The sequence below is a fragment of the Streptomyces sp. GMY02 genome, from assembly GCF_019056675.1.
Lineage (GTDB): Bacteria > Actinomycetota > Actinomycetes > Streptomycetales > Streptomycetaceae > Streptomyces > Streptomyces odonnellii.
The window spans coordinates 3,663,020-3,688,920 of the sequence record NZ_CP077658.1 but is presented as its reverse complement, the minus strand read 5'-3'; the positions used below and the strand labels follow the sequence as shown (position 1 = coordinate 3,688,920).

General features: G+C 69.6%; 19 protein-coding genes and 1 tRNA gene. 14 read left to right on the top strand and 6 right to left on the bottom strand.

Annotated elements, in window-relative coordinates; all coding sequences use genetic code 11:
* Positions 1–249: 249 nt before the first annotated feature.
* The 9 genes from tmk to KQY30_RS15405 all read left to right on the top strand — a co-directional run bounded on the left by tmk (position 250) and on the right by KQY30_RS15405 (position 12,598).
* Positions 250–3,672 carry a dTMP kinase gene (gene tmk, locus KQY30_RS15445; protein WP_254407140.1) on the top strand — a complete coding sequence of 1,141 codons (3,423 nt, stop codon included), beginning with the start codon at positions 250–252 and terminating at the stop codon, positions 3,670–3,672.
* Positions 3,673–3,971: 299 nt separating this feature from the next.
* On the top strand, positions 3,972–5,177 hold the full coding sequence (locus tag KQY30_RS15440) for a DNA polymerase III subunit delta' (protein ID WP_217307316.1): 1,206 nt from the start codon (positions 3,972–3,974) through the stop codon (positions 5,175–5,177).
* 141 nt (positions 5,178–5,318) lie between these two features.
* Entirely contained in the window at positions 5,319–6,860 is a 1,542-nt protein-coding gene (locus KQY30_RS15435) for an alpha/beta hydrolase (RefSeq protein ID WP_217307315.1), read from the top strand.
* Positions 6,861–6,957: 97 nt separating this feature from the next.
* Positions 6,958–7,031 (top strand) — tRNA-Thr (locus tag KQY30_RS15430).
* Between the two features lie 455 nt (positions 7,032–7,486).
* Complete coding sequence (locus KQY30_RS15425) at positions 7,487–8,341, top strand: alpha/beta fold hydrolase (protein WP_217307314.1); 855 nt, start codon at positions 7,487–7,489, stop codon at positions 8,339–8,341.
* Between the two features lie 341 nt (positions 8,342–8,682).
* Positions 8,683–9,180, top strand: coding sequence for a DUF4188 domain-containing protein (locus KQY30_RS15420; RefSeq protein WP_217307313.1), 498 nt, complete (start codon positions 8,683–8,685; stop codon positions 9,178–9,180).
* Positions 9,181–9,518: 338 nt separating this feature from the next.
* Positions 9,519–10,139 (top strand): PadR family transcriptional regulator, encoded by a 621-nt coding sequence (locus KQY30_RS15415; protein WP_217307312.1) that lies wholly within the window; start codon positions 9,519–9,521, stop codon positions 10,137–10,139.
* 369 nt (positions 10,140–10,508) lie between these two features.
* Entirely contained in the window at positions 10,509–11,306 is a 798-nt protein-coding gene (locus tag KQY30_RS37435; RefSeq protein WP_367997421.1) for a DUF4913 domain-containing protein, read from the top strand.
* A gap of 65 nt (positions 11,307–11,371) precedes the next feature.
* Positions 11,372–12,598, top strand: a complete 1,227-nt coding sequence (locus tag KQY30_RS15405; RefSeq protein WP_217307311.1) for a DUF418 domain-containing protein — start codon at positions 11,372–11,374, stop codon at positions 12,596–12,598.
* 26 nt (positions 12,599–12,624) lie between these two features.
* Here the strand turns inward: KQY30_RS15405 and KQY30_RS15400 are convergent, their stop codons facing one another.
* Positions 12,625–13,857 (bottom strand): peptidoglycan recognition family protein, encoded by a 1,233-nt coding sequence (locus KQY30_RS15400; protein ID WP_217307310.1) that lies wholly within the window; start codon positions 13,855–13,857, stop codon positions 12,625–12,627.
* Between the two features lie 707 nt (positions 13,858–14,564).
* Here KQY30_RS15400 and KQY30_RS15395 point away from each other — a divergent pair.
* Together KQY30_RS15395 and KQY30_RS15390 are read left to right on the top strand one after the other, a co-directional pair.
* Complete coding sequence (locus KQY30_RS15395) at positions 14,565–15,125, top strand: sigma-70 family RNA polymerase sigma factor (protein WP_217307309.1); 561 nt, start codon at positions 14,565–14,567, stop codon at positions 15,123–15,125.
* Entirely contained in the window at positions 15,122–15,832 is a 711-nt protein-coding gene (locus KQY30_RS15390) for a DUF3379 domain-containing protein (RefSeq protein ID WP_217307308.1), read from the top strand. The genes KQY30_RS15395 and KQY30_RS15390 overlap by 4 nt, the downstream gene beginning before the upstream one ends.
* 135 nt (positions 15,833–15,967) lie before the next feature.
* Here the strand turns inward: KQY30_RS15390 and KQY30_RS15385 are convergent, their stop codons facing one another.
* Entirely contained in the window at positions 15,968–16,261 is a 294-nt protein-coding gene (locus tag KQY30_RS15385) for a hypothetical protein (protein WP_217307307.1), read from the bottom strand.
* A gap of 41 nt (positions 16,262–16,302) precedes the next feature.
* Positions 16,303–16,911 carry a sigma-70 family RNA polymerase sigma factor gene (locus KQY30_RS15380; protein WP_254407139.1) on the bottom strand — a complete coding sequence of 203 codons (609 nt, stop codon included), beginning with the start codon at positions 16,909–16,911 and terminating at the stop codon, positions 16,303–16,305.
* A gap of 347 nt (positions 16,912–17,258) precedes the next feature.
* Here KQY30_RS15380 and KQY30_RS15375 point away from each other — a divergent pair, with 347 nt between their 5' ends.
* Positions 17,259–18,158: a hypothetical protein gene (locus KQY30_RS15375; protein ID WP_217307306.1), complete on the top strand. Its 900-nt coding sequence runs from the start codon at positions 17,259–17,261 to the stop codon at positions 18,156–18,158.
* Between the two features lie 103 nt (positions 18,159–18,261).
* Entirely contained in the window at positions 18,262–19,308 is a 1,047-nt protein-coding gene (locus KQY30_RS15370; RefSeq protein WP_217307304.1) for a hypothetical protein, read from the top strand.
* Between the two features lie 140 nt (positions 19,309–19,448).
* Here the strand turns inward: KQY30_RS15370 and KQY30_RS15365 are convergent, their stop codons facing one another.
* Positions 19,449–20,438 (bottom strand): hypothetical protein, encoded by a 990-nt coding sequence (locus KQY30_RS15365; RefSeq protein ID WP_217307303.1) that lies wholly within the window; start codon positions 20,436–20,438, stop codon positions 19,449–19,451.
* Positions 20,439–20,764: 326 nt separating this feature from the next.
* On the opposite strand from KQY30_RS15365, the gene KQY30_RS15360 reads away from it, so the two are divergent.
* The gene (locus KQY30_RS15360) at positions 20,765–21,202 is read left to right on the top strand and encodes a hypothetical protein (RefSeq protein WP_217307301.1); all 438 of its coding nucleotides are present in this window, start codon (positions 20,765–20,767) and stop codon (positions 21,200–21,202) included.
* Positions 21,203–21,676: 474 nt separating this feature from the next.
* Here KQY30_RS15360 and KQY30_RS15355 read toward each other — a convergent pair whose 3' ends face one another.
* Together KQY30_RS15355 and KQY30_RS15350 are read right to left on the bottom strand one after the other, a co-directional pair.
* On the bottom strand, positions 21,677–24,523 hold the full coding sequence (locus tag KQY30_RS15355) for a BTAD domain-containing putative transcriptional regulator (RefSeq protein WP_254407138.1): 2,847 nt from the start codon (positions 24,521–24,523) through the stop codon (positions 21,677–21,679).
* Positions 24,524–24,775: 252 nt separating this feature from the next.
* Complete coding sequence (locus tag KQY30_RS15350) at positions 24,776–25,801, bottom strand: serine protease (RefSeq protein WP_217307299.1); 1,026 nt, start codon at positions 25,799–25,801, stop codon at positions 24,776–24,778.
* Positions 25,802–25,901: the final 100 nt, after the last annotated feature.

Sequence of the window (25,901 nt, the reverse complement as noted above, 5' to 3'; positions counted from 1 at the left end):
TAGGGCGCGCGTCGGCTGGTTGCGGTGCGGGGGCGGGGGGTTGGCCGCGCTGCGGTTGATCGCGGTGCGGTTCGGTGCGATGCGGTTCGTTCACGGTGCGGTTCGTTTATGGGACGGCACGGCGCGGTTCGTGCGGGAGTCTGGATGGCGGCGGGTGGTCCGAGTTGTTCCGGATTGCCGCAGGCAATGGGCGCCCGCATGTTCGGACGGGGACACCAGGGAGTCAACAGCTCCCGATAGGCTGGCCGAATGACGCGAGCCGAGCAGCCAACGGTCGTGAGCCCCACCTCCGACTCCGACGCACTTGCCGCAGACTCACGAGAGCGTGCCGTGCGATCTCTGCTGCGCCTTCCTCCGCTGAGGCGGTTGTGGGGCGCGCAGTTCGCCGGCGGCGTCGGCGACGTACTCGCCGTACTCGTGCTTCTGCTGCTGTCGTTGCAGGCGGCGATCGCCGAGGGCTCGTTCGGGGCGGGATACCGGGGCGCGGCGTTCGCCGTCGCGGCGGTGTTCGGCGCCCGGGTTCTCGCGACGCTGCTGTTCGGGGCGGTCCTGCTCGGGCCGCTGTCGTCGCTGATCGAGCCGGGCAGTGGCGTACGGTCCGCACGGCCTGCTCCCAAGGCCGTGGCAGAGCCTGTGGACGAGGCGGCCGACGGGGCGGGTGAGGCGGCCAAGAAGCGGGCCAAGCGGGTCAAGCAGGCGAAGGACGGTGGGCCTCTGGACCGCCGCTGGACGATGATCGTCGCGGATGTGCTCCGCCTTGTGCTGCTCATCATCGCGCCGCTGTGGATCGACTGGTCGCCGGACCGCGCGCTCCCGATCCTTCTCAGCACCGTTTTCGTGCTGGGGGTCGCCGAGCGGTTCTGGACGGTCGCCAAGGAGAGTGCCGCGCCCGCGCTGCTGCCGGCCCCGCCGCTGGAGGGCGCCGCGGTACGGCCGCTGCCCGACCACCTCGACGCGCTGCGCCGGCTCTCCCTCCGTACGACCTTCGCCGCGGTGCCCGTCGCGGCGGCTGTCCTGCTGGTGGCCACGCTGGTCGGCAGCCTGATCGGCACGGGCGTCGACTGGTTCTCGCTGCATCAGGCGGCGCTCGGCTCGTATGTCGCGGCGGGGCTGTTCGCCGCGTCCGTGTCCACGCTGTACTTCCTGGAGCTGCCGGACGGGCACACGCCCCGGCCGCGGTCGCCGCTCGAAGGGCTGCGCAGGCCGTCGGCCGTGGGCGGTACTGGTGTCGGCGCGGGCGTTGACGCTGTTGATGGCGGCGGTGCCGGTGGCGCCGACGGCAGTGGTGGCGCCCGGGACAAGGGGCGTACGGGCGCGCTGCCTCTGCTGGTCCTCGCCTGCGGCGCGATCGCGGCGGCCGTCGCGTCCGCCGTGGCCGTCTCCGTACTGCACGCCAAGGACCTCGGCGGCGGTCCTGTCGCCTTCGCTCTGCTGGTCCTCGCCCTGACCGGTGGTACGGCACTGGGCATCCGCGGCGCCGCGAAGGTGCTGCCCTCACTGTCGCGGCGGCGTCTGTTCGCGCTGGCGATCGCCGTCACCGGGATCGCGTTGCTGGCCATGGGGCTGGTGCCGGACACGGCGACTGTGGTGTTCCTCGCGCTGTTCGCGGGCTTCACGGCCGGGGTCGTGGCGAGTACCGGCCACGCGCTTATCGACCTGGAGGCGGAGGAGTACCGTCGTAATCGAGTCACCGAACACCTGCAAGCCGTTGTAAGGGTTTTTGTCGCGCTCGGCGTGGTTGTCGCCCCCCTCGTCGCAGCCGCCATCGGCCCGCACCGCCTCGCCAATGGAACCTTTGTCTTCGCGCACGACGGCGCGGCCTTCACGCTGATGCTGGTAGGCGCGCTGTTGCTCCCGGTCGCGGCGGTCGTCCTGGCCAAGACGGACGACCGTTCAGGGGTGCCGCTGCGTCGCGATCTCCGCGACGCGCTGCGTGGTGGCGCCGATCCGGCGCAGGCTCCAGCCAAGAGCGGCTTCTTCCTCGCGGTCGAGGGAGGAGACGGCGCCGGCAAGTCGACCCAGGTCGAGGCGCTGGCGGAATGGATCCGTGCCAAGGGCCACGAAGTGGTGGTCACCCGCGAGCCAGGTGCCACGCCCGTCGGCAAGCGCCTGCGCTCGATCCTGCTGGATGTGTCGAGCGGAGGTCTGTCGAACCGCGCGGAGGCGCTGCTGTACGCGGCGGACCGTGCCGAGCATGTCGACTCCGTCGTGCGCCCCGCCCTGGAGCGCGGCGCGATCGTCATCTCGGACCGCTACATCGACTCGTCCGTGGCGTACCAGGGCGCGGGGCGCGATCTCTCGCCGACCGAGATCGCCCGTATCTCGCGCTGGGCGACGGACGGGCTCGTACCGCACCTGACCGTGCTGCTCGATGTCTCGCCGGAAACGGCACGCGAGCGGTTCACGGAGGCGCCGGACCGGCTGGAGTCCGAGCCGGCCGAGTTCCACCAGCGGGTACGGTCGGGCTTCCTGACCCTGGCCGCCGCCGACCCGGGTCGTTATCTGGTCGTCGACGCCGCTCAGGAGCCGGGGGCGGTCACCACCGTCGTACGGCACCGGCTCGACCAGATGCTGCCGCTCTCCGAGGCCGAGGTGAAGGCCCAGGAGGAGGCGCGGAAGGCCGCCATCGAGGAGGCCAGGCGCAGGGCGGAGGAAGAGGCCGCGCGCAAGGCCGAGGAGGAGCGGCTGGAGCGCGAGCGCCAGGCGCAGCTCGCCAAGCTCCGCGCCGAGGAGGAGGAGCGCAAGCGCCGCGAGCTGGAGGAGGAGCGGCAGCGCGAGGCCGAGCGGCAGGCGGAGGAGGCCAGGCAGCGTGCCGAGGAGGCGCGGCGGCTGGCCGAGGAGGAGCGCAAGCGGCGGGAGGCCGAGGAGCGCGCGTACGAAGCGGAACAGGCGCGGCTCAGGCGGCAGGCCCAGGAAGAGGCGAGGCTGCGCGCGGAGGCCGAGGAGCGGCGCCGTGAGAAGCAACGCAGGGCGGAGGAGTCACTGCTCCGGGCCGAGGAGGCACGGAGGCTGGCCGAGGAGGCAGAGGCTTCGTCGGCCGGAGGCGCAGAAGGCAGCGGCGGCGCTGAAGGCGGCGGCGCTGGAGGCGGCGGAACCGGTGGGCCTGGTGCAGCCGCCGGGAGCGCCGGGGCTTCGGGTGCGTCTGCCGGCTCCGGGATTTCGCCGAATGAGATCACGGTGCCCACGCGCCTCGTGAAGCAGCCGCTTGCCTCGGACGACGTGACGCAGGAAGTTCCGGCGGTACGGCGGCACGATCTGCGGAAGAGGGACGTGCCGGACGCCGAGGAGACGGCGGTCATCCCGCAGGTGCCGGAGCGGCCGGAGGTGCCTAGCTGGGCACGTAAGGCCGACGAGACGGCCGTGCTTCCGCCGCTACAGGCCGAGCAGCCCGTACGGGACGCCGATCCGGCCGACCGGGTGCCGCAGGGATTCTTCCGCGAGGACGAGACCGCTCCGCGCGGGGACGGCGGCAACGAACGTACGCGGGAGCTGCCGCAGTTCGACCCGCAGGACAGTGCGGTACGGGAGCCGGAGCAGCGGTCGGATCGCCCGCGCCGGCGTTCGGACTGGGCGGAGGAGACTCCGCTCGACGATCTTCCGAGCCTGGCGGACGAACTGCTCGGCCCGCGCGAGGACGACGACGAGCCCGACAGCAGGCGCCGCCGCCGGTAGGCCGGTGCTGGCTCACTGGTCCGTGCTGTAGCTGGATTCGGCCGGCCGCGCTGGATTCGGGTGGTGTGGTCGCCGGTCGGTGCTGTTTGTTCGAGTGGCGTGTTCGCGCCGGTGGGGCCGGGCTGTCAGACCCCGGCCCCACAATGGATTCCGAGCGGCACCGAGCGTTCCGGGCGGCACAGTGGGCGGTGCGCCTGGGCTCGGCCGCGTGTGGCCGCGTATGGCTGCACGGATCCGTACAGGGCCGTCACGGATCCGTATCCGCAGGACAGCAGACGGCAAGGAGGCGGTGACGGCGAATGACCGTTTGGGAAGACCTGGTCGGGCAGGACCGCGTTCAGGCGGCGCTGTCCGCCGCCGCCCGTGACGCGGACGCGCTCGTGACGGCAGAAGCCTCGGGCACCGCGCCGCCCGAGGCGTCGAAGATGACGCATGCGTGGCTGTTCACCGGACCGCCGGGCTCGGGCCGTTCCACCGCGGCCCGCGCCTTCGCCGCAGCCCTCCAGTGCGTGAGCCCGGATCGCGCGCTGGGCGGGGAGCCGGGCTGCGGGTTCTGCGACGGCTGCCACACGAGCCTGATCGGCACGCACGCCGACGTCGAGGTGATCCGTACCGATCTGCTGTCCATCGGAGTCAAGGAAACCCGTGAGCTGGTGCGCCGTGCCCAGCTCTCCCCGGCCGTGGGCCGCTGGCAGGTCATCGTGCTGGAGGACGCCGACCGCCTCACCGAGGGCGCGGGCAATGTGCTGCTGAAGGCGGTGGAGGAGCCGGCGCCCCGTACGGTCTGGCTGCTCTGCGCGCCCTCCCTGGAGGACGTGCTGCCCACCATCCGCTCGCGCTGCCGCCACCTCACACTGCGTACCCCACCGGTGGAAGCCGTCGCCGATGTCCTGATACGGCGCGACGGGATCGAGCCCGAAGCGGCCCATGCCGCCGCCCGCGCCACCCAGGGACACATCGGCCGCGCCCGTCGGCTCGCCACCGACGAACGGGCCCGCGCCCGCCGCGCCACCGTTCTCAAGCTGCCGCTGCGCGTGGACGACATGGGCGGCTGCCTCAAGGCGGCGCAGGAGCTGATCGACTCCGCGACGGAGGACGCCAAGCAGGTCGCCGAGGATGTGGACGCCAAGGAGACCGAGGACATGAAGGCCGCACTCGGCGCCTCGGCGGGCGGCCGGATGCCCCGGGGCACGGCGGGGGTGATGAAGGAGCTCGCCGATCGCCAGAAGCGGCGCTCCACCCGTACGCAGCGGGACAGTCTCGATCTCGCCCTCACCGAGCTGACGGGCTTCTACCGCGATGTGCTGGCGCTCCAGTTCGGTTCGCGGATCGCGCTTGCCAACGAGGACATACAGGACGCGCTCGACCGGGTCGCCCGTGCCTCGACACCGGAGCGGACCCTGCGCCGGATAGAGGCGATCGCCGCCTGCCGCGAGGCGCTGGACCGCAATGTGGCGCCGCTGCTGGCGGTGGAGGCGATGGCGGTGTCGCTGCGCGCGGGTTGATGGGGCACGGGGCAGAGGGGGCGTGCGGAAGCTGACAGGGCACGTGACGGGGGTGACGGGGCATGCGGGCCGATGAGCGGTCTATTCACCCGTACGAGTACCGACAGGCGGCGTACGCCATCCGGCGGCTAGGCTCCCGGAATGGACAACAGGCGTCTGTTCCGTGCCACCGCCACCGCGTTGGCCGCGGCCGGTCTACTGATCTTCGGCTGCACTCCGGCCCCGGGCTCGGCGGCCCCGGAATCGCGTGCCTCGGGTTCGTCGGCGCCGGATTCGGCGGCGCTGAAGAAGTTCTACGACCAGAAGCTGAAGTGGCGTTCGTGCGGGGCCCCGGGTTTCCAGTGCGCCACGATGAAAGCCCCGCTCGACTACGCGAAGCCGGACGGCACCGAGATCGAGCTGGCCGTCTCCCGCAAGAAGGCCACCGGCCCCGGCAAGCGCCTCGGCTCCCTCCTGGTCAACCCGGGCGGCCCCGGCGGCTCGGCGATCGGCTACCTCCAGGGGTACGCGGGCATCGGCTATCCGGCCCCGGTCCGAGCCCAGTACGACGTGGCGGCCATCGACCCGCGCGGTGTCGCCCGCAGCGAGCCCATCGAGTGCCTCACCGGCCCGGAGATGGACGCGTACACGCAGGTCGACCAGACCCCCGACGACCAGACCGAGAGCGGGCTGCTGGCCGCGTCGTTCAAGAAGTTCGCGCAGGGCTGCGAGAAGCGGTCCCCCGGGATCCTGCCGCATGTCTCCACGGTCGAGGCCGCCCGTGACATGGACATCTTCCGTGCCGTGCTGGGCGACAAGAAGCTGTCGTACGTCGGCGCCTCGTACGGCACCTTTCTGGGCGCGACGTACGCCGAACTGTTCCCGCAGCGCACCGGTCGCCTCGTCCTCGACGGCGCGATGGACCCCTCCCTGCCTGCCCGCGACCTGAACCGTGACCAGACGGCAGGCTTCGAGACAGCCTTCCAGTCCTTCGCCCAGGACTGCATCCAGCAGCCGGACTGTCCCCTCGGCAACACAACCGCGGCCGAGGTCTCGGCCCGGATGAAGGCCTTCTTCCTGACGCTGGATGCCAAGCCGGTTCCCACCGGCGAGAGCCGCCCACTGGGCGAGTCCCTCGCCACGACGGGCGTGATCGCCGCGATGTACGACGAGTCCGCCTGGCCCCAGCTCCGCGAAGCCCTCGCCTCGGCCATGGACGGCGACGGCTCCGCACTCCTGGCGCTCGCCGACTCGTACTACGAGCGCGAGAGCGATGGCTCGTACGCCAATCTGATGTACGCCAACTCCGCCGTGAACTGCCTGGACCTTCCAGCCGCCTTCACCAGCCCCGAAGAGGTCACCCAGGCCCTCCCCGCCTTCGAACAGGCCTCCCCGGTCTTCGGCAAGGGCCTCGCCTGGGCGTCCCTGAACTGCGCGTACTGGCCCACCAAGGCCACCGGCACCCCCCACCGCATCGAGGCGAAGGGCGCGGCGCCGATCGTCGTGGTCGGCACCACCCGCGACCCGGCCACCCCTTACAAATGGGCCCAGTCCCTCGCCACCCAGCTCTCCTCCGGCACCCTGCTCACGTACGACGGCGACGGCCACACGGCCTACGGCCGCGGCAGCGACTGCATCGACACGGCGATCAACACCTACCTCCTGGAGGGCACCCCTCCCCCTCCCGCCAAGAAGTGCTCCTGACCTGCACAAAGACCCCCGCCCCAGGGGTGTACGGAGCACCCCTGGAAACTGTGTAGACTTGGCGGCGCCGCAGACCACACCATGGTCCACACGGCCTGCCGCCTTAGCTCAGTTGGCCAGAGCAACGCACTCGTAATGCGTAGGTCTCGGGTTCGAATCCCGAAGGCGGCTCATTCAAGGCCCAGGTCAGATCCCTTCTGACCTGGGCCTTTTGCTGTTCGGTGGCTCTGAAGCCGGTGGCGTGCCGTTGGTTGGCCGGTCGTGGGCGACCGTAACGACGCCTGGCGTGAAAGCCCAGTCGCGGTTGATGAATGGGCTCAGCCGGTGGGCGCCCAATTCGCCGTAGGGCGTGTCCCCGTCCCGTTCTCGAAGTGGCTTCTCGCCCCTGGGGGTTGCTGCCTGGTGCGTGCCCGGGCGTGTGGGGTGTTGCGTCGGCTGTCTCCCTGTTCAGACGGTCTAGATCTCAATATTCCAGCAGCGACCGTCCATCCTGTACCGTCGATCTTGGCGGTCGGGAGTAACCGGCACAGCGGCTACAACCCCCGACCGTCCGGCAACGCGAAGAGAAACCGCTGTGAGAGTCCCTCTCCCAGGGCGCGCAGCTTCCACTGACTTGGAGATATGTCATGCTCAATCGTCGTTCCGCCATCCTGGCCGTAACGGGTGTCGCCGGCGTGGCTCTCGCGGCCGGCCCGCTGGCCATGTCCGGTTCCGCGACAGCCGTCGGGCACTCGCCGAGCAACCGCCTCAAGCCCACCGTCGTTCTCGTCCACGGTGCCTGGGCCGACGCGTCGAGCTGGAACGGGGTGACAGAGCGCCTCCAGGCGGACGGCTACACCGTCACCGCTCCGGCCAACCCGCTGCGCGGACTGAGCAGCGACGCCAGATACCTGGCCGACTACCTCAAGACCATCAACGGCCCCGTCGTCCTGGTCGGGCACTCCTACGGCGGCGCTGTCATCACCAACGCGGCCACGGACAACCCCAACGTCAGGGCCCTGGTCTACGTCGCGGCCTTCGCCCCCGACAAGGGAGAGAGCGCCTCCGCCCTGGGCGCCAAGTTCCCCGGCAGCCATCTCTCCGACGACCCCGACGCCCCTGTCCCCACGGCCCTCAACGCCATACCCTTCACCCAGCCCGACGGCAGCACCGGCATCGACCTCTACATCAAGCCCGACAAATACCGCGACGTCTTCCTCAGCAACACCCTCAGCAGGAAGACCGCCGCCGCACTCGCCGCGAGCCAGCGCCCCATCACCCCCCAGGCCCTCGGCGAGCCCTCCGGCACCCCCGCCTGGAAGACCATCCCCTCCTACTACCTCATCGCCACCGACGACAACACCCTCCCGCCGGCCGCACAGAAGTACATGGCCGACCGCGCCCACGCCCGCACCGTCAAGGCCAAGGCCCCCCACGCCGCGACCCTCACCAGCCCCGACGCCGTCACCCGCCTCATCGAAGACGCGGCAACCACCAAGTAGCCCACCGCGCACATCGATACCGGGCGCCCTCACCGCCCCATCGAAGGGGCGCGGCGCGCCTCCGGGAGCCGGACTTTGAACGGTCCAGGGGCTCGGGGGCGTAGCAAGGAATGGGGGTCTCACTGTCATGGCGATGGCGGTAGGACCTCGACTGGAGCCTCCTCCCGAGGAACTGACTGTTACGCCCGCTACGTTCGGCGGCGCCTGGGCACCTTGCTGCCCTGTGGGCTTCTGGACAGCGGAGAGGCGCCGGCCTGTACCCCCGGGCAGGCCGGCCCCTCAGCGGTTGTCGTCCCCGTACCGTCGCCGCCCCACGAGGGCGTTCACGTCGAAGGAAAACCATGTCCGTACAGATAGTGCCCGGCCGTAACACCGCAGCGGTTGAGGGGGACATCGTCGTCTTCCATATCGGCCTGCGCCTCAACCGCCTGCGCGCGATATCCAGTTGGCTGCCGGCCCTGAGGTCCATGCCTCGCATGCTGCGGGAACTGTCCGAAGACAAGGACAGCGGCCTCCTCGGCTTCAAGATTCTCTACGGCAGCCCGAGAGACTTCTATATCGTCCAGTATTGGGCGGACAAGGAACGACTCCTCGCCTACGCGTATCAGCAGGACAAGCAGCACCGGCCGGCATGGGCGGCGTTCAACCGTCGGGCCCGTAACGGCAAGCAGGCCGTGGGTATCTGGCACGAGACGTACATCGTCCAGGCAGGCAACTACGAGACCGTGTACGTCGACATGCCCGCGTACGGCCTCGGCGCGGCGACCGGTCACGTGCCGGTCGGCCGACGTGGTGAGACTTCGGCCGAGCGCCTGGAGGCAGGGAAGAAAAAGAAGTAACGGCTGGCTCCACCTGCTTGATTGGCGTCCGGCCTGTTCCGCTGCCTCTTCCGGTCGGGTTATCGGCGCGAGGCCGTCGATGACCCGACCGGGATGCGTTTTGGTCCCGGTCCACATTCGCGAATGGCTTTGGTGTGCCGTGCGGGCTCAGTAAATGGCGAGCAATAGCGAGAAATTACGAGTCTTCACGTTCACGGATCGACAACGCTCGCCCTGAGGTCGCGGTGATGCTCGTTCCATTCCGGTCCCCCATCGACCGACAAGAATTACGGTACGGTGTGGACGATCCCGTTTGGAACGTCGAGTGTCAGGGCGTCTGAACCAGAAGGAGGGCAGTGATGCCATCCACGCTTCCCATGAGCGGCTATGTCGTGCTCGGCCTGCTGAGCAGGCACAACGACGCGACTCCATACCAGCTCGACCAGAACATCCGCCAGACCATCGGCCACTTCTGGGCCTTCCCCCGCTCGCAGTTGTACGCGGAAGCCGCGCGGCTGGTGCGGCGCGGACTGGTCATCGAGCGCCAGGAGGAGGGTGGGCGTCGCCGCCGCACTCTCTCCCTGACCGACAAGGGGCGACACGAGCTACAGCAATGGCTCGCTGCTCCAACGTCGGCGGTCACCGAAATCCACGATGAAGGGCTGCTCAGGCTCTATTTTCAGCCGCTGGGAGGAGTCGAAGACGCCGATGGAAACGGCGATGCGGATTCGGGTGATGCAGGTGATGCAGATGCAGCAGACGCCATCGGCCGACTTGCCACCGAGCAGATTCGGGCCCACGAAGGGCGACTCGCGGTTTACCAAGAGCTTGTGACCTCCGGAACGCTCCCGTCCGGCTCTCCGCAGAAAGCCACATTGGAGCTGGGACTGCGGTTCGAGCGCCTGATCATCGACTTCTGGCACGAAGTCGCCGCGTCGTCGGCGGATCTCTTCGCAGAGGGTGCCCCTGAAGACGGATGAACGCGACCGCGCCGACTCCGCTTCCCGACGATGCCGCCCGCACCAGGTGTCGATGTTCCCGCTCCGGGAACACCTGGGCGGGCGTCGGCGTGCCTGCCCTCGTTCCGTGCCATTCCGTTCTATTCCGTTCCGTTCCGACCGGTCAGGTGCGGGATTGAACTGAGCGAGGGCCCGCAGCCGTAGGTGGTTGCCGTGGGGAGCTCACGGAGGCGGACGACCTTCCTCCGGCCACACGCTCACATGCCACCCCCGCCCGAACGGCGAGGCATACGCACACGTCCTCGGCTCCCCCGATCGTCGACACCGCCCCGGTGTTCGGCGTACCCGGAAGCGCCCTGAGCGGGAGAAGAAGAGGGGACACGACAGGACATGGCATCGAACAGTGACGTGGACACGGACGTGCACGTGGACGTGGACGCCGAGGGGACGGGGGCCTGGGACACCGGGGGGTGGGTGCGCGCCGCGCCGCTCATGGAGCCGGGCGACGCGGCCACCGTAGCGGCGGAGGACCCGGCCGACGCCCCGGTCGACGACCCGGCCGACGCCCGGGGCGATGAACCGGTCGACGACCCGGCCCGTTCATCGGCCGACCCCGTTGCCGATCCCATGGCCGACTCCTACGCTGACCTCTTCGCTGACCCCTCCGCTGAGCCGGCAGGCGATCCGGCAGGCGATCCGACGGCCGATCCCCAAGCCGATCCGCTGGCCGATCTGCTGGCCAGTCTGTCTGCCGATCTGTCGGTCGAACCCCCGTCTGGGGCGCTTCCGGAACTTCCCCCGGCCCCCACCCGTACGACCCCCACCTCCTCGGACGACCCGCCGTTCATCCTCTACAAGACGGGCGAGGAGTACGGCGCGGCCGTGGCCGACCTCGCACAGTGGGTGCACGGGCTGCTGCTGCCGGTCTACGGCCGGGAGATCTCCTCCACCGCCCCCTGGTGCCCGCGCTGGTACGAACACACCGAAGCCATCGGGCAGTTGTACGGCCTCTGGATGGCCTGGCAGGACCTCACCGGGAGCCTGGCGCCGCTGACCGGCCCCGCCATGTGGCACCGGGACTTCCTGACTCCCGCGATGAACTCCCTGCGCGACCCTTCGGGCATCTTCGCGGGCTGCAAGCCGGGCCAGCACCGGCCGAAGGAGTCACCCCCGATCGAGGAACCCTGACGGTGCCCGGCGCCGGCCGTCCGACTCGTACATCCATCAATCCCCGGACCCGAGGAAGCAAGCCCATGACGGCTGGTGGGGGAGTGCCGCTCGTGCGGGTGTCCCGGCTCCCGCAGATCGACGCGCTGCGGGGGTTCGCGCTGCTCGGTATCTGCGTGGTCAACGCCCCGGTGATCGCGGGCGCGTGGATCCTGGCGGAGGGCGCCGGCACACAACCGTGGGACCGGGCGGCCGCCTGGCTGGTGACGGCCCTGTTCACGACGAAGTTCTATCTGCTCTTCGCGTTCCTGTTCGGCTACAGCTTTGTCTTCCAGGAGGCGGCGGCGGACGGCGACGGAGTGCCCTTCGCCCGCCGTCACGCCCGTCGCCTCCTGGGACTGTTCCTGCTGGGCCTGGCCCACGCGGTCCTGCTCTACCCCGGCGACATCCTCATGACCTACGCGGTTCTCGGCCTGGTCCTTTTCGCGGTACGGGGGCTGGGTGCGCGGGCCCTGCTGTGGACGGCCGTGGCCCTGGTCGTCCTGACGACCGCGGTCTTCCTCGTCATCGCCGTACTGGCGCTGGGGCTGGAGGACACCGGGCAGGCCGCCGCCGGCGCGGTGGAGGCGCGGCAGAGCGCGCGGTACCGGGGCGGTCCTCTCATGGTCGTCCACGCCAACCTCGCCGCCTACCGGCAGGCGTTCGCCGGCGCGCTTCTCTACGGCCCGCATCTCCTCGCCGCCATGCTGACCGGCCTCGCCGCAGGCAGGCTGGGGTGGCTGGACGCCGCGCGCTTCTCAGCCGCGTCCGCGGTGCGCAGGCGCGTGCTCGCCGGCGGCCTCCTGATCGGCCTGCCGGGCGGGGTCCTGACGGCGATGTGCACGTACGGCCCGTTCGACGCGCGCTTCTACTACCTCGGCCAGGTGGTCGACATCCTCACCGCGCCCGCGCTCAGCGCCGCCTACGCGACCGTACTGCTGTCGCTGCTGCACGGCAGGTTCGGCCGGAGGATCGCCGGGTTCCTGGCACCGGCCGGCCGTATGTCCCTGACGCACTACCTCCTCCAGTCCGGCATCCTGGCCTTCGTCTTCACCGGCTACGGCCTCGCCCTGTACGGCACCGTCGGCCCGGCCGCGCTGGCCTGCGGCTGCCTGGCCCTCTGGGCGGCCCAACTCGCCTTCACCGCCCGGCATATGGCTCACCTGCGGCACGGTCCTGCGGAGACACTGCTGCGCCGTATCACCGGCCGCCGACGGCCGGTGCCGGAGGTGGGGGCCGGGGCGGAGGCGGCCAGTCGGCACGTGGGGGTGTGAGGGGAACGGGGAGTCGGGTGGTGCGGTCAGCCGGTGAGCCGGGCCGCCCGCTCGCGGGCCTCCGGGAGGTCAAGATACGCGGCCGAGCCCGGGCACTCGGTGGACGTCCAGTCCTGGTGGCCGCCGAGGGCGGGTCCGGTGGCGGACTTGCCGCTGGTGGGGCTGCGGTAGGTGATGTCGGCCAGCGGATCCAGCTCGTGCCGTGCCGCGAGGGAGGCCGTCAGCCGGACCAGGGAGTCACGCATCCGGGGCGGCGGCTGCTCGTTGCTGAAGTCCCCCAGCAGGGCGATGCCGATGTTCCCGGGATTGAAGCCGAAGGTGTGGAAGGCGGTGACGACCTCGTTGCGTGTGTTGTGTGCGGCTATCCCGTCCGCACCGCTGTACCGGCCCTCGTAGATGAGTCCCTGACCGTCGATCAGGAAGTTGTAGCCGATGTCTCCCCAGTCGTTGGAGACGGCGTGCTGCTCATAGATCGCGCGTACGGTGGCGGCGGGGTCGGGGTCGTCCAGGGGTGTGGCGGTGTGGTGGACGGTGATCATCTGCGCCCGGGAGAAGCTGGTGGGCGACGACTCCCGGCCGTCCGCGGTGAGCCGCTTCGCCTCGTCGGCGCCCCAGGCGGCCCGGAGGACCAGATCGGTCGGCGGGAAAGCGGGGGCGGCCGGGGGCCCGGATACGGCGGGTGCGGCGGGTGCAGTCGACGGGGTGCTCCTAGCCGGCGTGCGGGACGGGGCGGGGCGCCGCTCCGGGACGAGGCGTCCGGCGTCGATGGCGATCGCCTCGGTGACCTTCACTCCGGAGTCGACGTCGAGCTGGTAGCCGTAGGTGCCGTGGGCCGGTACGAGCGTCCGGTTCGGCGGTGTGGCCGACTTCGTACGTTGGATCCCGGCGTCCTTGCCGCACGGGCATCCGGCGGTCACGTACTGCCAGCCGCCGGGCTCGCCGTCGCGGTCGATCAGCCGTAGCCGCACACCACGCGGGGAGCCGGTCCAGGTGAGGCCGACCGCGGTGATCGGGAACGAGGTCCGCTTCACCCCGTTCCCCGGACGGGCCGCCTGGGACACCCGGACCCGGGGCGGCGCGCCGCCCGACGGGCCCCGGTGGTCCGTGGCCGCCGCCGAGCCGCCCTGGGCTGTGCCGCACGCTCCGAGCAGCGGCAGCCCGACGGCGGCGGCACCGAGGACCGTGAGGAAGTGCCGGCGTGACGCGGGAAGCCCGCGCTCCGCCTTGGGCCGGTGCCGGGGGTACGTGTTGTTCACCATGCGCTCCGTCGAGATCGGCTGCCTTCTACCGACACCTACGGCGGGGCGCGGAAGGTGAGTTCACTCTTCTCCGCAAAGGGCGCAGAAGCGGCGCGGCGTGACCCGCCGTGGCGGCAGCGCGGGGCCGCCCGGCGCGGGGGCGAGGCCGGGCGCATGGCGCGCTGGGCGGGGCGCGGGGCGCGTGGGCCTGATCGGTATTCGGCCAAGCGGTGATTTCCGGCCTTGTGCGGTGGGAATCGAACTGCCGCCGACCTGGCCGCCGTAGTAGCGCATGGATGCCGGGTTCGCCGAGGTGAACCACTGGCCGCATCCCCCGTAGCGGACGGTGGCGCGCGCTTCTCGGCATCCAGCCCCGCCCCGGCCCCTCCCGCCCGGGCGGGAAGGCCGTGGCCCGACTCCGATATTCGCCTGCGGAGCGGGCCACGGCGCCGTTTCGAGCCGTCGGCCCGCGAAGATCTGCCGGACAGGGCCTGACGGTTGTGTGCTTCTTCGTGCCTCTTCTCCGTTCCGTCCGAGACCTGACCGGTGTCTCCCGCTGCCTCGTCGCGACTCCTTGCCCGCCTCGACAGGCGCAGCTCGGTGCGACGCAACCAGCGCTCCACGAAGGGAAGTTGGCCGGTGATCCATGTCACGAACGTCCGTTGAACCCGGAGGGTGTTCAGCTCGGTGTGTCTACCAAACCAGCGGGGACACATGGGAGACAGTGAATGGCGATACTGCGGCCGCGTGCCACAAAAGCCACAAGTCACGAAGCGGTCATCAGGGCTCTCTACGCGGAGCACGGCAAAGCCCTGTTGGCGTACGCGACACGTCTGACCGGTGATCGGCTGATCGCGGAGGATGTGGTCCAGGAGACACTGATCCGTGCCTGGCGCCATCCCGAAGTCGTCTCCAACCCCCGTGCGTCACTGCGGGGTTGGCTGATCACGGTGACGCGCAACCTCGTGGCGGATCGCTATCGCGCCAAGACCGCCCGTCCGACGGAGGTGGGGGAGAGCGAGGCGACGGTGCCGGTCCAGCAGGACCACGCGGACAACGTCGTCGAGTCGGTCGTCCTGATGGAGGCGCTCGCCCAGCTCAAGGCCGACCACCGCAATGTTCTGATGGAGGTCTACTACCACGGGCGCAGCGCGGCCGAGGCCGCGGTACGGCTCGGCATCCCGGAAGGTACCGTCAAGTCCCGTGCCCATCACGCTCTGAAAGCCCTCCGTAAGGTGTACGTGGGCAAGCCCGGCAGTGACGTTCAGCTTCGGAAGGTGGCAGCGTGACCGCGCAGGAGCACTCCCATGACGGACTCCTCGGTGCCCATGCCCTGGGCCTCCTCGACGCCGACGCGCGATCCGGGCTCGAGGAACAGATCGAGGCGTGTGAGGCGTGTCAAGTGGAGCTGGCTGATCTGAGGGCGCTTGAGGCCGAACTCGGTGAGGTGCCACCCGAGTTCTTCCTGGAGGGCCCACCGGACGACGGCGAACTGCTCCTCCACCGCACATTGCGGCAGGTCCGGGAGGAGCATGCGGTCACCCGGCGGCGCCGGACCCTTGTGGTCGGTCTCGCCGCCGCGTGTCTGGCCGGTGTGCTGCTCGGCGGCGGCTTCGTCGCGGGCCAGGCGCAGAACCCGTCCAAGACGATTGCCTCCCGGTCCGGTCCGGCGGCCCCGGACGGGGGCGTGACGGCTTCCGCGACGGACGCGACCACGAACGCGGCGATGAAGGTCAGCCTGACACCCGCCGCGGGATGGGTCCGGCTCAATGCCGCGGTCAGCGGTCTTCAGCCTGGCGAGAAGTGCCGGCTGGTTGTCCTCTCCGAGACGGGTGAGCGGGAGATCGCGGGCAGTTGGGTCGTGGGGGAGCAGAAACAGACAGCCGACGGGGAGGGCCTGGAACTCACGGGCTTCGCGGCCGTACCCATGGACCAGGTGAAATCCGTGGCCGTGGAGAACGACCAGGGCGAGCAGTACGTGGAAGTGGCAGTCTGAAACGAGCACCCAGGGTCACCGGTCGACCGGCCGGTGATGAGTGACCCCTGTCCGACGACCTGTGGATGAACTCCCTGGCCTGGCCCGCGTTTTCGGGGCCAGGCCGCCGTCACGTCCGCGTCCGGCGGGGGCCGCTCAGCGGTCCGTGGCGTCGGTCATGAGCCCGCGGTGCGCGGCGATCCGTTCCCTGAGGACGAGCGAGGCCATGGCGGTCGACAGCCGCAGCATGAACTGCTCCTGGGCCTGGCGCACCACATCCGAGACCAGGACCACGCGTTCACGGCGCCGCACCGCGTGCCGGATCGCGGCCTCGGCGGCGGCACGGGCCCGTCGCCAGTCGTGCGCCGACGCGGTGTCCGTGAGGCGGCTCTCTTCGAAGGCGGCCACGCGGCGGCGGAGCAGCAGTTCGACAAGTTCGGTCCATTCCATGCCATACATATAAGAAGCAACGGTTCCGGAGCCGATCAGGGTCACCGTGTCGCGCACTTTCTTCGCACCGCCGTGTTCCCTTCGCCGGCAAGTCTCGATCTGAGGGCGTTGAGCGCGTAGTGGTGACGGGATTTCACGGTGCCGACCGGTATCCCGATCAGTTCGGCGGTTTCTTGCACACTGTGCTCGAACACATAGAGATGGAGAACGACTTCCCGGTGTTCACGGGTCAGACCGTGCAGCAGTGCGAGGGTTTCCATGGAGGTGGCGACGGATTCGGCGTGATCCGGCGCCGTGGTCTCCTCGGCGCCCGCCCCGAGCATTTCGCCGGCTCCGACCACCTCGTTGCGTGCCATGGAACTGCGTGACCGGTCGATGATCAGATTCCGGGTCACGGTCAGCAGCCAGCCGCGGATGGAACCGGCGGTGGAACAGAGCCGCTCCGTGTGCGGCCAGGCCCGGATGAACGCCTCCTGGGCGATGTCCTCCGCCAGATACCGGTCCCGGAGAATCCTCTCCGCGTAGGCGATGACGGCGGGGGAGTGCTCGGCCATCAGGGCGTCCAGCAGGTCGGAACCGAGTTCGCGGTTTCCGAGGGCCGTGGCATGCGTGTTCATCGTGACCGGATTTCTGTTGCGGAACGTCGGCATGCCGGAACCCGACTCATCGCATGGCGAGGGGCGGCGCGGCAGCCCGCGGGGAGAATCCGCGGCGCGACCGCCGAGTTCGGCAGGGCCATTTCCCGGTCAAGGCAACCAGTCGCCCGTATATGTCCCGTTGAGGACTGGTCTACGGATCGTGCACGCCGGCGCCCGTCAGGCTTCGGGCGTTCCGCGCCACCCCCTTCCTGCCCCCTCCGGTGCACCGTCACTCGCGGGATGTGCTCGTGAGCAGGCGTGACGCCGACGAGTGAACGCGCGGGGCGGCGTGTGCCGTAGCACCCGATGAGCCTCGGGAACGCCAGGGGCGGACGAGGTCCCTCGTGAGAAGGAGAGAGATGGCGTACCTGGACGAAGTCGTCGATGCCGTGTACGCGTACAGCCGCCGGCCTGGCCCGCTTACGGCGAGAGAGCTGTTCTCGGAGAAACTGGTGATTCCGGAGGACGCGATGTGGTATGTGACCGATAAATTGGCCGCGCGTATGCGTCAGGAAGAGCGCAACTTGTCTCTCTCGAAAGGGATGAGGCCTGTCGACGAAGGGTGGTCCCGATTTTACAAACAAGCTGGCGATCATATCAATGAGTATGTTGCGCAGCAGGAATTTGCCGCCGCCCATCGGGAGTTCGTAAGAATGAGTGAGATGTGCAGGAAAGAGATGGGCCAGGCCGGGCGGCGTCGGGATGTACTTCTTCAAGGGATTGCGATAAGCGGTCTCCCGGGAGGTCCGAGTGAGGCGGGCGGGCGCGAGTTCGCGGAAGCCTTGGGGTCTGCCGTAAATGACATGGACTCGATTTATGATGGCGTCCGGAGCAATGTGGGCGAGATGCAAAGTCTCATAGCTGAGGGGATGAGACTGGGTCCGGACAAATCGGCGATGAGTCATTTTGTTGATGACCTGACCCATGGGCTGCTGGAGCGGAGCAAGGAACTGGGGAGCGCACTGGAGACCATGCGCGACTCGGTGGCGAAAGCAGAAAGTCGCTATTCCGAAAATACACAGAGCGAGCGTTACATAAGGCAGCTTTTGTCGGGCGAACGGCCCATGGCGCCCGGGCCCGCCCCCGCTGGCGCCCGCGTCCAGGCTCACGCGGCAACGGGAACGGCGGTGGCAGCGGCGCTGCGGAGTGCCTCGCCCACGAGGGCCCCTGCGGCTGGCGTCACTCGCCGCGCTCCGGAAGTGTCGCCGTCTGCCTACTCCTGGCCTGCCCGCGACTCGCGCGGCAGAGGAGGGCGCTGATATCCGGCGCCGAACCCCTCGGCCAAAGGCTGAACTCGGAAGAGGGCCCTGCCCGTAGAACCAGTTGACCAACGGGATTGATGAGCCGTCGAGAGATGGCTCCGTGACAGAGGAAGAAAAGATGGAGAACAAGAGAATAGTGACCGCGTTGGCCAGGTTCTACGACCGGCTGGTCGACGAGCGAGGGCACGTCGATGCGAAGGGCGGATCTTTGGACAATGCCAAGGTCGCCGCGGTACTGGCGGAGGCCGGGCTGGCCGAAGAGGGAAAAGTCGCCCTTCTCCTTGCGGACATCAAAGCGCGAGTGGCCAGTGGGGCGGACTCGGATCTGATCTACCACCGCGAAAGGATGTTCCGGGCCGAGTATGCAGTATCCAACGGGATGGAATCACTCAGGCCCGAGGAGGCCGCCAGGGCGATTGACGACAGACGGTACGCCGATCACTACCTCATCGGGATCCAGCGTGCTCGCGCATTGCATATCGATACCCAGTCCACGACTGAGTACCCGACGGCCGAGCAATGGACAGCGATTGCGGAGTCGAAGTTGAAGCAGGCTGCGACTCTGGGGATGGACGGGTTCGCACAGCCCCTGGTGGCCCGGGCGAGGGTGGAGCAAGCGGCCGCGGAGTACCAGCGGCTGTTGGCTGAGGTACAGCGGCAGCAACTGGCCGCGGAGTACCAGCGGATGTTGGCTGAGGTGCGGCGGCAGGAGATGGCTGAGGTGCAGCGGCAGCAGATGGCCGCGGCCCACCAGCGGCAGTTGGCTGAGGTGCGGCGGCAGCAGATGGCCGCGGCCCAGCAGCAGATGGCCGAGGTACAGAGGCAGCAGTTGGCTGCCGCCCGCCAGCGGCAAATTTCCTCGGCGTATCAGCAGGTTCCCGGGGCGTACCGGCCCAACGGCGTCTTCCCCGTCATGGCCCCGTCCGCTGCCGCTCACCCGCCCCGCGCCGCAGGGCCGCACGCCACGGTGCCTGTTCTGCCGCAGTTCTACGCCCGCCCGGCGGCTCATGCCTACGCGCCCGCAGGTGCTCAGGCCCCTCGGGCGGCCGCCCAGTACGACGCCCGGTACGGGGTTCCGCACGGAGCGGCCCCGGCCTTCGCACCGAACCAGCCGTACCGGCCGCACGGACGGAGGCCGGGCCAGTAGCCGAGAGGAGCCGCGCGACAGGCCCGCGACAGCCGGGAGCGGCAGAACCTTCGGGCGGCAACCAGTAGGAGTCGAAGAAGCACAGAGACCGGTTCGGCCGCCCCCGGGGGCGGCCGAACCGGTCTCTGAGGTCATGCCGGTCATGAGGTCAGACGGCGCCCCGGGGTCTTGGCCACAGGGGTGACAGGTCGGGTGGCCGAGTCCCGCGAGGCGCTGGAGGACGCGGTCCGCTCCGTGCCTCCGGCGCGCAATGCGGCGAAGCCGGCAACCTCGCCGCTCGCCCTGAGCCCCGTCCGGTGGGTGTCGGAGCGTGCGGGGCCGTCGAACTGCCGGGAGCGGGGCCGGTCCGGTCCCACGGCCTGCGTCCGCGTTCGGTTGGTGTCCTGACGGGGGGAGGAGACGCTCGGAGCCTCTCTCGTCACCTGCGGCTCTCCCCGGGGCACACTCTGTCCGGCGAGTCTCCAGTTCTTGTAAGCGCGCACTAGGAGCTGCGTCACGGCGCCCACTGCGGCACCCAGCCCGGCGCCGATCACCGCGCCTCCGGGGCCCAGCCATAGGAAACCGCCGACCCCTCCGGCGACCGCCCCGGCCGTGAGCCCGGGATTGTCCTTGGCGAACTGCGCGGCGCGGTCCACCAAGGGCTTCACCGCCTGCCATGCGCGCTTCGCCCGGTCGCCCAAGTTCGCCGCCTGCCATCCGCGCGTCGCCCGGTCGAGCAGGCTGCCGGGCGCCGACGGGGAACTGCCGCGCGCCGGACGTGGGGTGGCGCCGACCACGGAGACCGGTGTTCCGGGGCCCAGCTCCTCTCTGAACCTGCTCTGTGGTTCCTCGGCGAACCCGACGCGCGGCCGTGTCGTGGGCATCGCCGTAGGGACGGCCGCCCGCGGACGCTCCGGTTCGGGAACACCAGGAGGCGGCACTTCGGTGCGGGGCGCTGCTCTCTCTCCCGACAGCGCGGCCAGCGTTTCCTGGCGATGGCGTGCGATCCGGTCCGCCTCGGCGATGCTGTCCTGGTACGCGAGCCACTCCCTCCCGCCGTTCCGGTACAGGTCGAGGAGTTCGGGATCCAGCGATGCCGTACTTCGCCGGTCTGCGGTCGCTTCGCCATCTGGACGGGTGGGATCTGCCATTGGGGCCTCCACGGGTGAAAGGGATGCCGCGCGAGCGGACGGGATTCGGGGATGCCCGGTGGCTGAGAGGCCGTTCACATGGGCCGCCCGCCCGGCACCGCACGGGCCGGCCGGGCGGCCCGTGCGGTGCCGGGCGCGGTTGGGCCGTTACGCGATCGGGCGCCGGGTACCGCCCGTACGGGGCGGCACCCGCCTTGGCTCCCTGGCCGCCCGGAGGAATGTCGTAGCGCCGGACGACGGGGCGCGGCCATGGCGGTCGCGCGCCCCGTCGGGATCCCTCAGAACCGGGCGGGCGCTCCGCCGCGGCTCCCAGATGAACCCGGACCATGTCCGTGGTGCCCCTGATGATTCGGCATACTGTGTGCGGCGCTGGTATTGATAGCGCGGATCTGGTCTGCGATTTCGTGCATCCTTTTCGTCATCTGCTGCATTCTTGCGAGTTCCTGATTATTATTCTGGACTGTCGCTTCGGCGAAGCCGATAGCTTGCTCGGCGAATCTCCGGTTGGCGTTTGGAATGTTTACCTGAGAGACTCCGTTGTTTATCTGGCCGGTGATGTCGTCAAGGGCCGCCATTTGAATCCACTGCCGCTGGTTCAGCGCGTCTGTGAGACCAGCCACCTGCTGTGCCCGACGCTCATCGAACGGTATTCCCATTCGTGTTGCAAGGTGCTCCACGAATTGGTCTCTGGGGAGGACGACATTCCGACACGCCAGGATGCCTCGTGCCAGCCGTACGCTCGCGACGTTAGCAGGCTGGCTTAGCCGCTGATGATTTTGGTTAAACTCAGTCCCGATTGCACTGAGCTCGGCTTGCAACTGTTGAATCCTCGTAGGTGGGGCCACGCTTCGCTGCATCATGTTCTGTTCTCCTCGCTCGACTGCGCACGGGTTCGATGAGTTCGACTTTTCCCTGCGAAAGTACCGACGGCCACGTCGCCTGTTTGGTTCAACGCTGTGCCGATGTTTTCGTACTGGGGGAAGCGGAATCCTTAACGGTTCTTCCGCCCGGGGTTGCCGGCTTTTCACCGGTCCAGTCCCAGACCCAGTCCCAGGTCCACCTTCACATCTGTGTTCGGGGAACAGACGCTTCAGGTCATCCGTGAATCTCCGCTGCCCTTCGATGCGCTGATCCCGGCCCATGAAGAGTGGGCGGAAGATGCATGGCCCCTCGCTTCGTCGAATTCCGTGATGTTCTTGCCTGACATCCGGAACAACGGCCGACGGCAGCGGTCGGGTTCAATTTTTCGGTACGTCGAGTTGCCGAAGTTTCGTGCTCACCTGTTGGGCGTTCGAGTGGCCGAGCGTCTGCATGGTGTCGAGTGCCTCCGCCCACACGGCGCGTGCCGAGTCCAGGTCGCCGGCACTCACGTAGGAGTCACCGAGACGCTCAAGCGTTTCCACGGCGTACCAGGGCGGGCTGCCGTGTGCCCGGTCGAGGGCGATGGCGTTGCGGTACTCGGCGATCGCCTCGTCGTACCGTCCGAGACAGTGATGGGCGTACGCGATGCTGTCCCAGGTGTTCGCCGCGTTGACGTGGTCGTCGAGTTCCTCGCACAGAGCCAGGGCTTCGCGGCAGTGCTCGAGTGCCTCCTGGTGCCGGTCGAGTTGGGTCAGCTCCCAGCCGAGCGCGTTGAGCGCGGACGCCATCGCCACCCGATGGCGCTTGCTGTCGTCCCGGGAGGTCACCTCCCGCAGGAGGGCGAGCGCCTGCCGCGCGGAGTTGAGCGCGGTGTCCAGGTCGCCGCTCCGCTCCGCTGTTTCTTCAAGCCTGCGGTAGCTCTCCGCGCGGACGGCCTCATCGCTGAACTCGTTGAACAGTTCGACCGCCCGATGGGCGTGCGCGAGTGCCTCTTCGAGGTCTCCCTGGCCTGTCTTGGCGGTGCTGAGGCCGCGGTGGGCGTACGCCTGCGCGGTCGGGTCGCCCAACCGGCGGGCGGCGTCCATGGCGGAACGGTGGACGACTTCTTCCTCCTGCCACAGGCCGCGGCCATGGAGGTAGTTGGCCATGCTCCAGGCGAGTTGCCAGGTGTGCACATCGTGCTGGTGCCGGCCGGCTTCCTCGGTGACCGCCAGAAGCACCATCAGCTCGGTCGCGAACCACGCCTTGGCTCTGACGGGATCTCCGTTCAGCTCCTCCACACGCACCCCCTCGGCGGGCGGCGGCAAGGAGATCAGCGGTCGTCCCGGGGAGGCCAGCGCGCACGCGTCGTACGCGGTGTGCAGATAGTGGTCGAACATGCGGTTCCGGGCGGCTCGGACCTCCTCGGGAGGGTCGACGGCCTCGGCCAGTTCGCCGGCGTAGGCACGGACCAGGTCGTGGAAGACGTAGCGGCCGGGGGCGCTCTCGTTCAGCAGATGCGCTTCGGTGAGATGAAGCAGGAGCTGGTTCGTACGGGCGGCGGGCCGCCCGGCCAGACTCGCCGCGGCGGGCAGGCTGATGTCAGGGCCGGGATGCAGGGCCAGCAGGCGCAGCAGGCGTCCGGCCTCGGCGGGCAGCGCGCGGTAGGACCAGGAGAACACCGCGCGTACGTCGGCGGCGTCGTCCCCGTCCTGGAACGCGTCCAGCCCGCTGGCACCGGCCCGGAGTCCTTCGGCGACGGCCGCCAGGGAGAAGGACGGACGCAGCGCCGCGCGGGCGGCGATGACGGCCAGGGCCAGCGGCAGGCGCCCGCACCGGGCGATGATCTCCTCGACCGCTTCCGGCTCGGTGGCCACGCGCCGCTCCCCGAGGCGGCGGGCGAGCAGTGCCCGGGCCTCCGCGGGAGGAAGCACATCCAGGTTCAGGGGGACCGCCCCGTCGACGGCGACCAGTCCGGAGAGCTGGTTGCGACTGGTGACGATGACCAGGCAGCCGGGCGCTCCGGGCAGCAGGGGCCGGACCTGTGCCGCGTTGTGGGCGTTGTCCAGCAGGACGAGCACGCGCTGTCCACTGAGCAGGGTGCGGTACCGGCTGGTCAGCGCGTCGACGTCGTGGGGGAGTCCGTGGGGGTCCGCGCCGAGCGACTCCAGGAAGAAGCGCAGCGCGTGCTCCACGGGCATCGGCGCGCTGTTCGGGTCGAAACCCCTCAGATTGAGGTACAACTGCCCGTCGGGAAAACGGTGTGCCACCTGCCGGGCCCAGTGCACCGCGAAAGTGGTCTTGCCCACGCCCGCCATACCCGCGATGGCACTCACCACCACGGTGGAGCCCACCGAGAACTCTTCCGTGCCGGCCAGTTCGCTCTCCCGGCCGACGAACGCGGTCAGATCGGGCGGGAGTTGGGCCGGCAACGGGTGGGTCCGGACCGGGGCCGGCTTCAAGGGGGCCGGGGATCCGAGCAGTTCGCTGTCGGCGCGCAGGATGCGCTGGTACAGCGTCTGAAGGGACTGGCCGGGATCGACACCCAGTTCGTCCGCGAGCAGCGCCTGCGTCTCCCGGTAGGTTTCGAGCGCCGCCGCCTGCCTCCCCGACCGGTACAGGGCAAGCATCGACAGCGCCCGGAACCGCTCGTCCAGCGGATGCCGGGCGATCAGCTCGGTCAGCTCCGCGGCCACGTTCTCCTGCGCGCCGAGGTCGAGTTCCGCCGTGAGTACGGACGCGTGCGCGGCCAGCCGCAGTTCGCCCAGCCGGTGCTGGTGGACCTGCGCGTAGTCCCCCCGGACATCGGCCAGGGCCGGGCCCTCCCACAGCCCGAGAGCCTCACGGAGATGCTTCGCCGCGGCCCTGGTGTCACCCGCGTGCCGCGCCTGTTCGGCACGCGCGAGCAGTTGCCGGAAAGCACCGAGATCCGTCGCGTCCGCCTGGACGCCGAGCTGGTAGCCGTCTCCCACGGAACGGATGACGGATGCCGCTGCGTACCCGGCGGGTTCCAGCGCCCTGCGGAGGTGATGGATATAGGTCCGGACGATGCTGGGCGCCGAGGCGGGTTCACCGGCGGGCCCCCACAGCGCTTCGATCAGCGCGCTTCGCGGAACCGGCGCACCCTCGGCCAGCAGAAGAACCGCCAGCACGGTGCGCTGCTGCGGTGAACCGAGCCTGATCTGTTCGGAGCCGCGCCATGCCCGGACCGGACCCAGCACCGCGAAACGAAGCCCCTCTTCCACCGGCCATCCCCCCGACAGTTCACGTGCGAAACCGGCGTGCCTGATCGGCATCCGGCCGCCCGCGCGCTTCGCCCGAGTGTACGACTGCGGCCACCTGCGCTGACGAGGCGTTCGCCACCTCGCGGTCGTCGCACGACACGGTGGACGGAGATCGGTCTCGGACAGGGGCGGAGGGTTTTCGCTGTCGCCTGTCATGGCGGCCTGCCGCCGGCTCCCGGCGCGGCCTGCCGCGCCGGGTCCCCGGCGGCGGCGTCAGCCCGCGTTGCCGCCCGCGCCGATGGTGTCGAGCAACTCCCTTGCCTCGGCGTCGAGTCGGGGACCCGCGAGCCACTGGGCATCGCTCGGCCCGACCGAGGTGTTGCTGACCAGCCGCAGCGAACCGTCGGCGCCGGGGACGAACCAACCCCCGCCCGACGCACCGCCGTTCATCGTGCAGCCGATCCGATAGAGGGTGGGGTCCTCCGCGGCGATGGACAGCCTCGTGGGCCGGTCCTGGCACGAGAACAGGAGGTTCCCGTCGAACGGCGCCTCCGCCGGATAGCCCCAGATCTTGAGGGTCGGTATCCCGGTGATGGCCGGCGCGTCGAACGCCACCGGGATCACGTACCCGATCGACTCCTCCAGGGACGCCGAGGGATCCCCCGAGCGGCGGACGTGCAGCACCGCGTAGTCGAAGGGCGCGCCCGCGCCGCCGACCTCCTCGCCCTCCCGGGCCCAGCCGGTGGACACGCCCGCCCGGTCGGCCCACCACACGCCCAGCGGTGAGATCCGCTCCGAACTCGTGTCGTTGCGGGTGACCCCGGACAGCGCCTCGTTGTTGTACGACGGCACGAACACGATGTTCCGGTACCAGACGCCGGTCCGGCCGGTGTGCACACAGTGCCCCGCGGTCCACACCAGGCTCGACGCGCCGGGGTCCTCGGGGTCCGCCACCGCGGTTCCGGAACAGACGCGCGGGCCGTCGGGAGTGTCGAAGAAGACCTTTCCCAACACGGCCGCGTTCTCGACATAGGGCGCCTTCTCCGGCTGGGCGGGCACGGCTTGCGGCTCGGGGTCGGAAACACGCTGGTCGATCTCGGTGTCGTCCGGCATCGCCATGTCGTACGGGGTGGCTTCGGACATGTCCGACGACGACCAGGTCTCGGGCTGGGTGAATTCCCCGACCACCTGCGATGCCGGGGCGGGCTGAAGCTGGCAGCCGGAGACCGCGAGCAGAACGGCGACCATCACGCCGAGCGGGGCCCCGAGCAACCCGCGCGTTCCGTACTTCCTCTGCATTCCGGCCCCCGTCGCCTCTCGCCGGCCTTTTGCGGCCACTCCGAACTGGTGATCCACGATTCATGTCCGATACACGTGCGGCCACCCCTGTCAGGGAATG

Coding starts and splice junctions, on each gene's coding strand:
- tmk (WP_254407140.1), top strand. CDS start 250: ATGACGCGAGCCGAGCAGCCAACGGTCGTGAGCCCCACCTCCGACTCC.
- KQY30_RS15440 (WP_217307316.1), top strand. CDS start 3,972: ATGACCGTTTGGGAAGACCTGGTCGGGCAGGACCGCGTTCAGGCGGCG.
- KQY30_RS15435 (WP_217307315.1), top strand. CDS start 5,319: ATGGACAACAGGCGTCTGTTCCGTGCCACCGCCACCGCGTTGGCCGCG.
- KQY30_RS15425 (WP_217307314.1), top strand. CDS start 7,487: ATGCTCAATCGTCGTTCCGCCATCCTGGCCGTAACGGGTGTCGCCGGC.
- KQY30_RS15420 (WP_217307313.1), top strand. CDS start 8,683: ATGTCCGTACAGATAGTGCCCGGCCGTAACACCGCAGCGGTTGAGGGG.
- KQY30_RS15415 (WP_217307312.1), top strand. CDS start 9,519: ATGCCATCCACGCTTCCCATGAGCGGCTATGTCGTGCTCGGCCTGCTG.
- KQY30_RS37435 (WP_367997421.1), top strand. CDS start 10,509: ATGGCATCGAACAGTGACGTGGACACGGACGTGCACGTGGACGTGGAC.
- KQY30_RS15405 (WP_217307311.1), top strand. CDS start 11,372: ATGACGGCTGGTGGGGGAGTGCCGCTCGTGCGGGTGTCCCGGCTCCCG.
- KQY30_RS15400 (WP_217307310.1), bottom strand. CDS start 13,857: ATGGTGAACAACACGTACCCCCGGCACCGGCCCAAGGCGGAGCGCGGG.
- KQY30_RS15395 (WP_217307309.1), top strand. CDS start 14,565: ATGGCGATACTGCGGCCGCGTGCCACAAAAGCCACAAGTCACGAAGCG.
- KQY30_RS15385 (WP_217307307.1), bottom strand. CDS start 16,261: ATGGAATGGACCGAACTTGTCGAACTGCTGCTCCGCCGCCGCGTGGCC.
- KQY30_RS15380 (WP_254407139.1), bottom strand. CDS start 16,911: ATGCCGACGTTCCGCAACAGAAATCCGGTCACGATGAACACGCATGCC.
- KQY30_RS15375 (WP_217307306.1), top strand. CDS start 17,259: ATGGCGTACCTGGACGAAGTCGTCGATGCCGTGTACGCGTACAGCCGC.
- KQY30_RS15365 (WP_217307303.1), bottom strand. CDS start 20,438: ATGGCAGATCCCACCCGTCCAGATGGCGAAGCGACCGCAGACCGGCGA.
- KQY30_RS15360 (WP_217307301.1), top strand. CDS start 20,765: ATGTCCGTGGTGCCCCTGATGATTCGGCATACTGTGTGCGGCGCTGGT.
- KQY30_RS15350 (WP_217307299.1), bottom strand. CDS start 25,801: ATGCAGAGGAAGTACGGAACGCGCGGGTTGCTCGGGGCCCCGCTCGGC.